The organism is Thermomicrobium roseum DSM 5159, assembly GCF_000021685.1.
In the GTDB taxonomy this organism is placed as follows: Bacteria; Chloroflexota; Chloroflexia; order Thermomicrobiales; family Thermomicrobiaceae; genus Thermomicrobium; species Thermomicrobium roseum.
This window is the reverse complement of record NC_011961.1, coordinates 323,573-336,297: the sequence shown is the minus strand read 5'-3', so window position 1 is coordinate 336,297 and position 12,725 is coordinate 323,573. Positions and strand designations below refer to the sequence as shown.

11 protein-coding genes are annotated in these 12,725 nt (G+C 61.4%); 9 read left to right on the top strand and 2 right to left on the bottom strand.

Going from position 1 to position 12,725, the window contains the following annotated elements; genetic code table 11:
- Positions 1 to 4: 4 nt before the first annotated feature.
- Positions 5 to 1,411 carry a potassium transporter TrkG gene (locus TRD_RS10765; RefSeq protein ID WP_012643200.1) on the bottom strand — a complete coding sequence of 469 codons (1,407 nt, stop codon included), beginning with the start codon at positions 1,409 to 1,411 and terminating at the stop codon, positions 5 to 7.
- A gap of 182 nt (positions 1,412 to 1,593) precedes the next feature.
- Positions 1,594 to 3,039 carry a TrkH family potassium uptake protein gene (locus tag TRD_RS10760; RefSeq protein WP_012642839.1) on the bottom strand — a complete coding sequence of 482 codons (1,446 nt, stop codon included), beginning with the start codon at positions 3,037 to 3,039 and terminating at the stop codon, positions 1,594 to 1,596.
- 178 nt (positions 3,040 to 3,217) lie between these two features.
- Between TRD_RS10760 and TRD_RS10755 the strand changes: the two genes are divergently transcribed.
- The 9 genes from TRD_RS10755 to TRD_RS10715 all read left to right on the top strand — a co-directional run bounded on the left by TRD_RS10755 (position 3,218) and on the right by TRD_RS10715 (position 12,714).
- Positions 3,218 to 4,240, top strand: coding sequence for an NAD(P)/FAD-dependent oxidoreductase (locus tag TRD_RS10755; protein WP_012642475.1), 1,023 nt, complete (start codon positions 3,218 to 3,220; stop codon positions 4,238 to 4,240).
- Positions 4,241 to 4,748: 508 nt separating this feature from the next.
- Positions 4,749 to 5,492 carry a GntR family transcriptional regulator gene (locus tag TRD_RS10750; protein WP_012643152.1) on the top strand — a complete coding sequence of 248 codons (744 nt, stop codon included), beginning with the start codon at positions 4,749 to 4,751 and terminating at the stop codon, positions 5,490 to 5,492.
- Positions 5,493 to 5,603: 111 nt separating this feature from the next.
- Positions 5,604 to 6,632, top strand: coding sequence for a dihydrodipicolinate synthase family protein (locus TRD_RS10745; RefSeq protein ID WP_012642744.1), 1,029 nt, complete (start codon positions 5,604 to 5,606; stop codon positions 6,630 to 6,632).
- Between the two features lie 33 nt (positions 6,633 to 6,665).
- Entirely contained in the window at positions 6,666 to 8,033 is a 1,368-nt protein-coding gene (locus tag TRD_RS10740; RefSeq protein WP_012642890.1) for an aromatic ring-hydroxylating dioxygenase subunit alpha, read from the top strand.
- Between the two features lie 36 nt (positions 8,034 to 8,069).
- Complete coding sequence (locus TRD_RS10735) at positions 8,070 to 8,624, top strand: aromatic-ring-hydroxylating dioxygenase subunit beta (protein WP_012642504.1); 555 nt, start codon at positions 8,070 to 8,072, stop codon at positions 8,622 to 8,624.
- Positions 8,625 to 8,646: 22 nt separating this feature from the next.
- Positions 8,647 to 8,904 (top strand): hypothetical protein, encoded by a 258-nt coding sequence (locus tag TRD_RS10730; protein ID WP_012643116.1) that lies wholly within the window; start codon positions 8,647 to 8,649, stop codon positions 8,902 to 8,904.
- Positions 8,901 to 9,767, top strand: coding sequence for an SDR family NAD(P)-dependent oxidoreductase (locus TRD_RS10725; protein WP_012642441.1), 867 nt, complete (start codon positions 8,901 to 8,903; stop codon positions 9,765 to 9,767). The genes TRD_RS10730 and TRD_RS10725 overlap by 4 nt, the downstream gene beginning before the upstream one ends.
- Complete coding sequence (locus TRD_RS10720; RefSeq protein ID WP_012643235.1) at positions 9,764 to 12,127, top strand: xanthine dehydrogenase family protein molybdopterin-binding subunit; 2,364 nt, start codon at positions 9,764 to 9,766, stop codon at positions 12,125 to 12,127. Before TRD_RS10725 ends, TRD_RS10720 begins: the two co-directional genes overlap by 4 nt.
- The gene (locus tag TRD_RS10715) at positions 12,124 to 12,714 is read left to right on the top strand and encodes an amino acid synthesis family protein (RefSeq protein ID WP_012643036.1); all 591 of its coding nucleotides are present in this window, start codon (positions 12,124 to 12,126) and stop codon (positions 12,712 to 12,714) included. The genes TRD_RS10720 and TRD_RS10715 overlap by 4 nt, the downstream gene beginning before the upstream one ends.
- Positions 12,715 to 12,725 lie beyond the last annotated feature (11 nt).

The window sequence follows — 12,725 nt, the reverse complement described above, 5'->3', positions numbered from 1 at the left end:
CCCCCTAGCCCAGTCGCACCGTTTCTCGAGCGTAATGCACCGTTTCCCGCGGAACCTGCGTCGCGAAGATCAGCGCCAACCCGAGCGGGCCGAAGCGTCCCAGGACGATCAGGAACGCCAGCACGAGCTGACCGGGCGTTCCCAGTGCAGCCAGGAGTTCGCTTTCGGCGCCCGCCAAGCTGAAAGCCTGGACGACCAACAGCCAGATCACCGGCAATGTGTAGGGAACGAGAAAGGCGAGCCAGACTGTCCCAGCGAACGTCACCGAGAGCGCGAACACCGCGATGGACAGGGCACGGAAGACCTGGCGATCCGGCACCTCGCGGCTAAAAGCGACGACTCGTTGGCTGCCACGGATCGTCGCCAGAATCGCCAAGAGGAGCAAGCTGAACGTTTGGACTTTCACGCCGCCAGCGACTGAGCCGCTCGCCCCACCGATGAATGTCAGCCCCCCGAGTAAGAACGACGTCTCTTCTCCCAGCATCCGCGTATCGATCACCCGTGGGCCACCGGTCCGGCTCACCGCCACCGAAAAGGCGTCGAGCAGTTGTTGATACCACGGTACACCGGCTAGTGTCGCCGCATTCGAGCGCTCCAGAAACCAGATCCCCAGTGTCCCGATCGAAAGCAGAAGCGCGGTCGTCACCAGCACGAGTCGCGTATCTGGATAGAGCCGGCGCCAGGAGCGCCGCGTTACGAGATCCGAGAGCGTCGGAAAGCCGATCGATCCGATGAGCACCAGCATGGCGACCGGAAGCACTACCCCCCAGTCACGCTGATACGCGGCCAATCCGCGGTAGCCCGGCTCGAAATCGAAACCAGCGTTGTGAAAAGCCGTGACTGCCGTCGCCATGGCCCACCACAGCGCAGAAGCACCGTCTTGGTGTTCCCGCCAGCTCGCTGGCAAGAGGAGCAGCATGCCACCGAACTGGACGAGGAGTGTCGCGACCAGCAGGCGACGGACGAGCGGCCAGAGTTCACCGAGCTGCTCCTCCCCGAGCCGCATTCCGAGTACGTGGTGCGCTTCGTAGACGGTCGTGCGCCGCACGATCCCTGACAGCAGGAGGACCGCTATCGCGACATAGGCCAAGCCGCCAGCCTCGACGAGCAGCAGGATCACCAGCTGGCCCCAGCGGTTCCAGGTCGTCGCCACATCCAGGGGAGCAAAGCCAGCCGTACACGTCGCGGACAGGGCAGTGAAAAACGCTTCCCACCACGATGGTCCCTCGGCATGCTGCCAGGTCGCCGGCCAGCGCAGCAGCAGCATACCGATCATCACTGCTCCACCCAGGATGAGCCACAGGACCACGAGCAGGGGAAGCGTGATCCGGCGACGCGGCACGAGACGGAGCCGGATCACTTCGCTCGGCAACGGTTCGCGGCGGACAATGCGATCTCCGGGACGCCGCACTCCTGATCGGGGGCGACTCGGATGCGTTGGCCGAGGTGAACCATCCACAGTGGATGCCCGTTCTCGCGCCGGTCATCGCTCCAAACCGGACGCGTCCTGAAGCCTACGCACGTTCTCTGTGCCCGTCAACCCTGCAGGACGAGGCCAGGAAGCGGTGGGTGCAGCGACGGCGACCATGCCAATCAGCCGAGTGCGATCGCTGTCCGAGCATAGCGGATCGGCTCTGGCCGCGCCCGCTCCGCCAAGGCGAGCGCCAACGTGAGCGGCCCCAATCGCCCGGCGAACATCGTCGCGACGAGCACCACCTTGCTCGCGTCGTGCAACTGCGGCGTGATCCCCGTGCTCAAGCCGACCGTCCCAAAGGCCGAGGTCGTCTCGAACCAGATCGCGAGTAACCCGAACGGCTCGATCAGCGAGATCACGAAACTGGCCAAAAACACGAGTGCCACTGCGAGCAAGGCGATCGCCATCGCGCGGAAGACGAACTCGCTCGCGACCTCCCGACCGAAGGCAGCCACGTGCGGGCGGCCCCGGAGAACCGCCCACACCGCGAGGAGCAGGACCGCGAAACTCTGCACCTTGATGCCCCCCGCGAACGACCCACTGGCTCCTCCGACGAACATCAGCCCGATCGTCACGAAAAGCGATTCATCGTTCAGGTGCGCGACATCCAGCGAGTTGAAGCCGGCGGTGCGCGGCACGACCGCATGGAAGAAGGCGTTCAGAACCTTGTCCGGCCAAGGAAGTGGTCCCAAGGTACGCGGGTTACTCCACTCGAACGCGAGGAAAAGGAGCGTTCCGGTGATGAGCAGGCTCGCTGTCGTCACGAGGACCAGCTTGCTGTCCAGCGTCAAGCGACCCCAGCGACGCTCGCGGACGACATCGGAAATCACCGCGAAGCTCAGGCCCCCGAGGATCACCAGGATCGCGACCGGTACCAGCACGAGCGGTTCCCGCTGGTAGGGCGTGAGGGAGCGGAAGCCCCCCACCACGTCGAAACCCGCATTGTTGAACGCGGAGACACTGTGAAACACCGCCCACCAGAGGCCGCTCCCGAGAGAACCGGTGGCAGCCAAAGCAGCGGGCAAGAGCGCGATCGCACCGGCTACTTCGATCGCCAGCGTCAGCCCGGCGAGACGGCGCAAAAGCCGCACCACCCCGCCGGGTCCCGCTTCGCCCAAACTCATCCCGCAGGCCAAGCGATCACGCAGCGTCGGACGAACACCGAGCAAAGCGAGCAGGAGCGTCGCACTCGTTGCGAAGCCGAATCCTCCCAGCTGGATCAGCAGGAGAATGACTGCCTGGCCGAAGCCGCTCCAGTTCGTCGCTGTATCGCGGACCACGAGCCCTGTCACGCAAACCGCTGAGGTTGCCGTGAAGAGCGCATCGATCACTCCGGCGCGCTGTCCGTCAGCCGCAGCGAAGGGGAGACTCAAAAGGAGCGTTCCGGTCAGAATCAAACCGGCAAAGCCGAGAACCAGCCGGAACGCGATCGGCCGGGGCCGTCGTGGCTGCCGTGGTTTGGGCAAGCGTACCGCTTCACGCGGTGCGACGGCACGCCGCACGACCCGATCACCCGGCCGGCGAACCTGCTCCTGCGGTCGACTGGGGTGTCGCACGCGGTCCATTTCAGCGCGCCGCCTCCGGTCCTGCCGGCTATCCGATCGCCCATTCGGCGCGCGGATAGCGTGCGCCGGTCGCAACAGGTTATACTGTATCGTCGATGTGCGTTCCCTGCGGGGACCTGCTTCCGACCGATGGTGTTCGGAACAGGTGCACCACGATTGGTGCGGAGGTGATGAAACGATGGCAGTGCACGACGTCTTCGACACGACGATCATCGGTGGGGGGCCGGTCGGGTTGTTTGCCGCCTTCTACGCCGGCATGCGCGGCCTCAAAACCAAGATCATCGACTCCCTCCCCGAACTGGGCGGCCAGCTCATCGCCGTCTACCCCGAAAAGTACATCTACGACGTCGCCGGCTTCCCCAAGGTCCTGGCCAAAGACTACGTCCGCGGCGCCGTCGAACAGGGCCTCTCCACCGGCGCCGTCCCCTGCCTGGAGGAAACCGCCCAGTCCCTCACCTGGCTCCCCGACCACGGCTACTACCGCCTCACCACCGACAAGGCCACCCACTACACCCGCACCGTCATCATCTGCGCCGGTATCGGCTCCTTCGAGCCCAAACGCCTCGACGCCCCCGGCATCCGCACCTTCGAGGGCCGCGGCGTCACCTACCTCGTCCGCTCCCTCGAGTCGTTCCGCGACCAGGACGTGGTCGTCGTCGGCGGCGGCGATTCCGCCGTCGATTGGGCCCTGGCCCTCGCCCCCCTCGCCCGCTCCACCACCCTCGTCCACCGCTCCAAGTTCCGCGCCCACGAGCGCTCCGTCCAGCAACTTCATCAGGCCCCCGTCACCCTCTACTACCCCTTCTGGGAAGTCAAGGAGGTCCGCGGCAACACCTGGCTCGAGCACGTGGTGATCCATCAGACCCGCACCGGCGAGGAACGGACCCTCCCCGCCCAGGCCCTCATCGTCGCCATCGGCTTCGCCGCCGACCTCGGCCCCCTCACCGCCTGGGGCCTTACCATCGAGCGCAACAGCATCGTCGTCGATCCCCGCACCATGAGCACCGGCCTCCCCGGCGTCTTCGCCGCTGGTGACGTCGCCACCTACCCCGGCAAGTTCAAGCTGATCGCCACCGGCGTCGCCGAAGCCATCACCGCCGTCAACCACGCCGTCGTCTTCCTCGACCCCGCCGCCCGCCTCGATGCCGGCCATTCCACCGCCGTCATGGACAAGCGCGAGCGCGCCGCGACCCCGCACTGACCATCCCCCAGGCACCCCAGCAAGCCGGAGTGGGCAGCGCGCCCACTCCGGCTCGTCCGCTTCTGTGCACGGCGCCCACACCAGCCCCCCAGCCCCGCCGCTCCTCCCTCGCACCGGACGAGCCGCGACCGGCAGCCCACTCCACCACCCCACGCCGCTTCCCACCCCGCTCCCCTCACCCGCTGCCGGTTCGGAGAGAGCAAGTCACGAGGAGGAAGCGCGTCTGCGGTCAGAACGGTGACCGGTTCGAGCGCGCGATCTGTCGCGAGACCGTTGTTCGCGCCTACGTGGTCCTTCGGGGCTTTCCGAGCAGGACACGATTCGTCTCGAGACGGACCTTTCGCATCTGGGCTGAGGTCGAAAGGTAAAACAACGCGCCCGACGCGACGAATACCGGCCATCCCGATCGTGATGTCGAATCGTCAGACTCGCGAACGCGGCAATTGCTGACTGATGGTCTTGACGGTCAGACCATCAGACGGTATAGTGTGTGTAGGAGGACGAACTCATGCAGAATCTGCCACGAGTCAATCGGATCATCGCTCCGACCCGGAGTATGGCTACGGCTATCTTGCAGGAGGCTATTGCGAAGCGGCAGCTCCGTCCAGGAATGCGCATCACCGAGCGTGCACTCGCCTCGCAGTTAGGCATTTCCCGAGCGACGTTGCGCGAAGCCCTTCGTGAACTCGAGACCGTCGGATTGTTGCAACGTGACTCACGTGGGCATCTGACCGTTCCCGAGTTCGACACGAACCGCGCACGGGCGATCTACGAGCTGCGCGAAGTTCTAGAGGGTCTCGCGGCATCTCTCTTTGCCTTGCGCGCAACTGACGACGAGCTTCAACGGCTGAAAGACGAGCTGGAATGCCTGCGGGCCGCGGCGTACGCAGGTAACGTTACGCAGTATCTCCTGTGCAAGAACAGATACTACGCGATCATCATCGAAGGCGCCCGCAACCCGGTACTCGCCGATTTCCTCAACTCGCTGCAGTGGCACTTCCGCTTCCTACGCTCGACATCGCTGCAAGCTCCTGGTCGCCTTCTCCGCAGCTTCAACGAGATCGAGGATCTTACTCGAGCACTTTGCGAGCGCAATCCGGTACTTGCGGAGAATCTCGCGCGCCTGCATATCCGTAACGCCTTTGCAGCTCTCCTCCAACGTCTCTCGCACTTAGACACCAGTCACAACCCGGAGACGGACAGCTCAATGTCAAGCACGGAGCTGCTAGAAATAACCTTTGGTATTCAGTAAGGAGGTGCACACTTGCCTGCCGAGTAGCGATCAGCGGCGTTTCGAGAACGCCAACTGGTGATCGAGATTCTCTATCAGTAGGTCCGTATTCGACGCGAAAGGAGTTCATCGATGGCTTTCCCGCGCATCGGTGCCAGCGATCTCCGCGGCATCATGGCGTATCCACCGACGCCTGCCAAGCCGAATGCTGGAGATATTGACGCCCGGGACACGGTCGACTTGGACGAGACCGAACGGATGATCAAGCAACTCCTCCAGGATGGCGTCGACAGCATCGCGACCAACGGCACACTCGGGGAAATGGCGACACTCACGCTCGAGGAATGGAAGGCATTCGCGAGTGTCGTCGTCGAAACCGTTCGCGCGCACGATCCGGATTTCCCGCTCTTCATCGGAGCCACGACGCTCAATACCCGCGACACGATCGATCGGATGCGATTTCTTCGCGATATCGGTGCTCCAGGCGTTCTCCTTGGCCGGCCGATGTGGTCGGAGATGACCGCGAAAACGATGATCCGCTTTTACCAAGATGTCGCGGAAGCTGTCCCCGATCTGGCGATCTGCGTTTACGATAATACAGCTGCGTTCCGCGGAATCATTCCCACCGAAGTCTACGAAGCCTTGTCGCGAATTCCTCAGGTCGTCGCAGTGAAGTATGCCGGGGGCGCAGCGATCGGTTTCCGCTACCATAACGATCTCCAGGCAGTCGGCGACCGGATCAAACTCTTCCCGATCGAGTGCATCTGGTTCTTCGCCTACAGCCTCTACGGTGAACGCGTGCCGGGATGCTGGAGCACGACAGCTACCTGCGGCCCCGAGCCAGTGCTCTATCTCCGAGACGTCCTTCTCGCCAACGATCTGACCGAAGGCCGCTGGATCGCCGAGCGCATCCTCTGGGCCCATGAACCGTTCATCGTTAGCCGAGACTTCCCCGAGTTCGCACGCTACAACATTCAGCTCGAGCGTCTCCGCTACGAGGCTGCCGGTTATATCAAGCCCGGTCCGAGTCGGCCGCCTTACTACATGGATCTCCTTCCTGAGCAACACGTCGAGTCCACGCTCGAGCATGTGCGCCGGTGGCAGCAGGTGCGGCAGGAAGTTGCTGAGCGTCTGAAGGCACGCGCGGCGACCACCGCGTAGTGTCTGGGAGACAACGTCCGATGGAGGTGGGCCATGACGACGATCCCGGAGTATCTCGTCAAAATGCGGGAGACCCTCCCCAAGGGGCGTATACCGGCCAAGATCTTCAACGACCCGCAGGTCTACCAGCTCGAGAAGGAACGCCTCTTTTCCCGAGCCTGGGTGTTCCTCGCTCATGAGTCCGAAATTCCCCAACCGGGTGATTATGTTCTCCGGTGGATCGCTGACCTATCGGTCATAGTGGTCCGCGACGAACACGGGCAGATCCGTGCATTCCGAAATGCTTGTACCCACCGGGGCAATCAAGTTTGCAAGGCCGAAATGGGCAATGCTTCCCACTTCCGCTGCTCGTATCACGGTTGGACTTTCAAGAACACAGGAGAACTCGTCGGTGTCCCGTACCACCGCGAAGTCTACCGCGGTCAGCTAGACAAGAATGAATGGGGATTGCATCCTGTTCGCATCGATACCTACGCTGGTCTCATTTTCGGGACGCTCGATCCGAACGCAGACTCTCTCGAGACCTATCTTGGAGGTTTTCAGTTCTATCTCGACTTCTTCCTGCGTCCCGGACCAGAGGGGACCGAAGTCTACGCACCGCCCGAGCGTTGGGTCGCCGACACCGACTGGAAGATCTGCGCCGAGAATTTCGGTGGTGACGGCTATCATACGCCGGTTGCGCACCAGTTCGGTTTCGCTCTCGGCTTCTATCCCTCCACCGGTCGCACGCATTTCATGGGCTTCGCTGCCCATATTCCCGGGCGCGGTCACTGCATCGGCATCGGTCACACGCCAGGTCTTCCCCCGTTCCCGGGATTTCCCCCGGAGGTCGTAGAGGGATACCAACAAGCACTGACCCCTGAGCAAATCTCCGTCTTCCGCGACGCTCGGATGGCAGTCGCAACCGTCTTCCCCAATCTCTCGTTCCTCATCCAGCCATTCAGCCTGACACCGGGGAAGCCAGGGCTCAAGTTCTGTACCATGCGCTTGTGGCATCCACGCGGGCCAGGCCGCATCGAAATGTGGACGTGGTGTCTCGTACCCAAGCACATCTCACCAGAACTCAAGCGGGAGATCTACCGCGTCTACAGCCTCGCCTTCGGAGCAGCCGGTACGTTCGAGCAGGACGACTTCGAAAACTGGACGAACCTCTCGCGGCAAAACGCCGCATTCAACGCCGATACCTTCGAGCTCGCCTATCTCCAGGGATTGGACTGGGAACCGCTGTCCGACTTTCCTGGCCCAGGCTACGCATTTACGCCATACGTGACCGAGATCGGCTTCCGTAACCTCTGGGGTACCTGGCTGAATTATCTCCTCACTCCGCCAGGGGAGCGCGTCGATCCGACGAAGGTGCCACCAGCGTTCTACCCTACCAAGCACGCGAGCGCAGCTGAATGACGTATCGGCTAGACCAGGGCGCGAAAGGAGCGAACCATGCTTCTGCAGGACATTCCGTTGCCAGCAATCGATCTGGATTACATCAAGCTTTATCATGAACTGTACCAGTTCCTTTCGTATGAAGCCCTTCTTCTGTCGGAACGCAAATATGATGATTGGCTGGCCCTGTTTACGGATGATGCCGTGTACGAGGTGCCTATTCGCGTGACGAGAGAACGCGGAGCCGCGTGGGAACTCTCACCGACTGGTCGACTCTTCGACGACACCAAGGAAACGCTCGCTGTCCGTATTGCACGACTCAACACCGAATATGCGTGGGCCGAAGACCCACCGTCGCGAGTCCGATACTATCTCTCCAATCTCCTGATCACGTCCCGAAGCAATGACCTCCCAGAAAACCAGCAGGAGGTCACTGCCCGATACAACGTCCTGGTGATCCGAACCCGCGGCGAGTTACCGGATATCGAGTTCGTCTCCACCCACCGCCAAGATCGGCTGCGGCACACCCAGGATGGCTGGAGGATCGCTCATCGCACCATCATCATCGATCACAGTGTCCTTCAGGTGCGCAACCTTTCCTTCTTCCTGTGATGACGAGACGGGAGGGGCTCAGATGAGCCACGAGATCCATGACTCACATGACCGCATCACTCACGGTGTCGAAGTAGCGAGCGAGACGATCGTTATCAAGAACGAGTTCGCAGAAGCGCACGTCCGTAAGGTGCGAACACGCAACGGCGAGCGCCTCGAGATCCACTCACCCAAACTCGGGTACACCATTCGCCTGGATCCTCTGGAACTCGAAGCGATCAGTTGGCAACCAGTCGACACGTTTTCGCGGATGCTCGAAAACCCCTGGGGGCCAGCGTGACTGTCCCGACCGATCCGAACTGTTTCCTCAAGGCACTCGACGGCCAGGTCGCACTCATCGTTGGCGCGACATCAGGGATCGGCCGTGCTGTTGTCGACGCCTTTCTTCGGTGTGGGGCACACGTAGTCGCCTTCGGCCGGAGCGAGGAGAAACTACGCGAACTGGTGGCCAGTAGTCAGTCCTTTGCTCGCGCTCTGGCGACCTACGCCGGCGATGCGACCGATCATCACGATCTGGACCGGGCAGCCACCCTCGCAGTAGACCGTTTCGGCAAACTCGATACGCTCGTTTGCACGGTCGGAGCATTCGATTATTATCGCACCATTCTCGACTACGACACGGAAACGTTATCGAGTGCCTTTGAGGAGCTTTTCCGGATCAATGTTCTTTCCTATATCCTTGCGGTAAGGGCGAGTCTACCATATCTTCTTCGTCAACCCAGCAGCATCGTTCTGACACTGTCGACTGCTTCATTCTATCCTGAGGGCGGCGGTGTCTTGTATGGAGCGTCCAAGTTCGCGACCAGGGGACTCGTCACCCACCTCGCCTACGAGCTGGCACCACGGGTCCGCGTCAATGGTGTTGCCCCAGGTGGCACGATCGGGACGAATCTTCGAGGACTGGCCTCGCTGCGCGAGCAAGACAAACGCGTCGACGATGCGACGGGGGATCGGGCACAGCGAATCCAGCGGAGTGTTCCTTTGCAGGTTGCAGCGACACCAGATGACCATACAGCTGCTTTTGTCTATCTTGCCTCGCATCGTCTCAGTCGCGTCGTGACCGGAACCATCATCAACAGTGACGGTGGGAGAGGCGTTGCGGGGACTGTGCGAGTGGCACATCTCGTGGAGGAGATCTCATGATCGGCCAGTCGGTCAAACGTGTCGAGGATTTTCGCTTTCTTACAGGCCAGGCCTGTTATACGAGAGACGTGCAGATTCCCGGGACTGCTCCGCTTCAGGCTCTTTTTCTCCGTAGCCCCTATCCTGCAGCGCGCATTACGCGCATCCTCACGGAGCAGGCGGCCCGTGTACCCGGTGTTGTTGCCGTCCTCACCGCCGCAGCTCTTCCCGGTCATCTCCGGCCCATCCCCCTCATCCGCAAACCACCAACGAGTCATCACGCCTTACCGGTCATCCCGCTTCTCGCTGATCAGGTCGTCCGGTATCAAGGTGAACCTATCGCCTGCGTCGTTGCCACGACCGAAGCCGTCGCGCAGGACGCCTTGGAACTCATCCAGGTCGAGTACGAGCCACTCCCAGCGGTTGGACAAATCGATGCGGCGATCGGCTCGGATGCACCGCTCGTGCATCCCGACTTGGAGACGAACATCGCCTTCTCGGCGACCCTCCGGAACGGCCCAGTCGACGACGCCTTCGGCAAGGCCGCTGTGGTCGTCCGTCAGCGAATGCACAACAATCGAGTCGTGCCGCATCCGCTCGAACCGCGTAGCGTGCTTGCGTCCTATGATCGGGAAACCCGTCAACTGACAGTCTGGTTTTCCACACAGCGCCCGCATCACACACGATGGTTTCTTTCCCAGATCCTCGACTATCCCGAGAACCTCATACGCGTCATCATGCCGGATGTCGGCGGTGCGTTCGGTTGCAAGGAACCGATCTATCCGGACGAAGTGCTCGTTTGTCTCGCGAGCATGCTCCTCCAGCGCCCTGTCCGGTGGACCGAGAGTCGCAGCGAGCATTTCCTCTCCACGACCCACGGGCGCGACCAACTCGCGGATCTCGAACTCGCCGCGGATGCCGACGGCAGGCTACTCGGCCTGCGCGGTACGGTCTGGCTCAATATCGGTGCATACCTGTATCCAAACACCTCTGGCGTGGTTCTCGCTCGCACCTTGCCCCTTCTCCCCGGTGCCTACGACATTCCCGCCTTCGATGTCACGGCCCACGGCGTCTTCACCAATACCGTTCCCACAGGACCGTATCGTGGTGCGGGCCGCCCAGAAGCCATCTACTTCATCGAACGGCTCATCGATATCCTCGCGAGCAAACTGAATATCGACCCTGCAGAAATTCGGAGACGTAACTTCCTCGAGCTTTCTCCCGAGAAACCCACTCGTACTATCACCGGGCTCAGCTACGACTCAGGCAACTTTCGTCAGATTCTCGACACTGCGCTCGAGCTGAGTTCTTACCGTGAGCACCGACTCCGCCAACGGAACGGCGATTCAGAAGAGCGGCTGATCGGCATCGGAATCGCTGCATACGTCGAATTAGGCGGTGCCACGCCTTCCACGGCAGCCGCCCTAGAAGGCTCTCCACCGCTGTGGGAGAGCGCGACGGTCACAGCTGACCCTACGGGGTCGATTGTGGTGCGTGTCGGTACAGCTGGACATGGGCAAGGGCATGAGACGACGTTTGCGCAAATCGCTGCTTCCGTCCTCGGAATCCCGCTTTCATCGATCCGCGTCGAGTTCGGTGATACAGCAACTGCGCCCTTCGGCTTCGGAACGTTCGGGACACGCTCGATGACGGTCGGTGGCTCGGCCGTCTATCTTGCCTGTCAGCAGCTCCTGCAACATGCCATCAAGCTCGCGGCCGAAATGCTCGAAGCGAACAGCTCGGATGTGGTCTACGATCGCGGCTACTTTTACGTCCGCGGTCTAGAGGATCGGTCAGTCAGCTTCCAGGAGGTCTGCCACGCTGCCTATTTCTCTCTCGTCCCCTTCCGCGCAGGACTCCAACCCGGACTACAAGTCACTGCGACGTACGATCCGCCCAATTACACCTTTGCGACCGGTGTCCATGTGGCAGTGGTCGCGATCGATCGACATACCGGGCAGCTCGATGTTCTGTCCTATGTCGGCGTCGATGACTGTGGTCGTGCCATCAACCCGATGATCGTCGAAGGACAACTGCACGGCGGCATCGCCCAAGGTATCGGCCAAGCCTTGTTCGAGCACGCACGATATTCTCGCGATGGTATTCTGATGAACCCCTCTTTATTGGACTACGCTCTTCCGCGGTCGACTCATCTCCCAACCTTCGAGACCCACCTCATCGAATTCCCTTCTCTCTCTAACCCTCTCGGAGTCAAGGGTATCGGCGAGGGAGGAGCCATCGTCGGACCGGTTGCGATCACCAACGCCGTCCACGATGCGCTTCGTTGCTTCGGGATCACTCATCTCAATATGCCACATACACCAGAGCAACTTTGGCGAGTCATCGGGCGCGGTGAAGCAGGAGAAAGGAGAGAAGAGTGAGCGCCAATCACTTACCCATTCGGAAACTTTATACCTTGGTTGACGAAACCCATACAGTACTCGGGGAACGTGATCCTGATGGATATTTGAGGAAAGTCGTCTGCTGTGCTGTGATCAAGAACCCTTACGCGGGGCAACCACTGGCGCATGACCTTTCCCTCCTGGTGACGCCTTCTGAGGAACTCGGCACATTGCTCGGTCGTTTAGCGGCCGAAGCACTCGGCCAACCTGTCGAAAGCTATGGCAAAGCAGCGATCGTTGGCTTGGCCGGTGAGCAGGAGCACGCCGTCGCCTGTATCACGAGCACCTTTGGGAACGCATTTCGCACTGCCATCGGCGGAGGGAAGGCGTGGATACCCTCCAATACGAAGCTTGGCGCCCCAGGAACCAGCATCGACATCCCATTGGCCTTCAAGGACGAACTCTGGGTGCGCAGTCACTACGACACGGTCGAAGTCCGTATTCCCGATGCGCCGCTTCCCGATGAGATCGTCGTGGCTGTCGCCGTCGCTAATCGTGGTCGGTTGTTCCATCGCCTCGGCGGGCTGTCAAAGGCGGAAGCGCTCCAGCGGACTACAGAGAAGTAAGGAGAACACTC

Bases quoted from the DNA above. Each gene is read 5' to 3' on its own strand.
- TRD_RS10760 (WP_012642839.1), bottom strand. From the start codon at position 3,039: ATGGACCGCGTGCGACACCCCAGTCGACCGCAGGAGCAGGTTCGCCGG.
- TRD_RS10755 (WP_012642475.1), top strand. From the start codon at position 3,218: ATGGCAGTGCACGACGTCTTCGACACGACGATCATCGGTGGGGGGCCG.
- TRD_RS10750 (WP_012643152.1), top strand. From the start codon at position 4,749: ATGCAGAATCTGCCACGAGTCAATCGGATCATCGCTCCGACCCGGAGT.
- TRD_RS10745 (WP_012642744.1), top strand. From the start codon at position 5,604: ATGGCTTTCCCGCGCATCGGTGCCAGCGATCTCCGCGGCATCATGGCG.
- TRD_RS10740 (WP_012642890.1), top strand. From the start codon at position 6,666: ATGACGACGATCCCGGAGTATCTCGTCAAAATGCGGGAGACCCTCCCC.
- TRD_RS10735 (WP_012642504.1), top strand. From the start codon at position 8,070: ATGCTTCTGCAGGACATTCCGTTGCCAGCAATCGATCTGGATTACATC.
- TRD_RS10730 (WP_012643116.1), top strand. From the start codon at position 8,647: ATGAGCCACGAGATCCATGACTCACATGACCGCATCACTCACGGTGTC.
- TRD_RS10720 (WP_012643235.1), top strand. From the start codon at position 9,764: ATGATCGGCCAGTCGGTCAAACGTGTCGAGGATTTTCGCTTTCTTACA.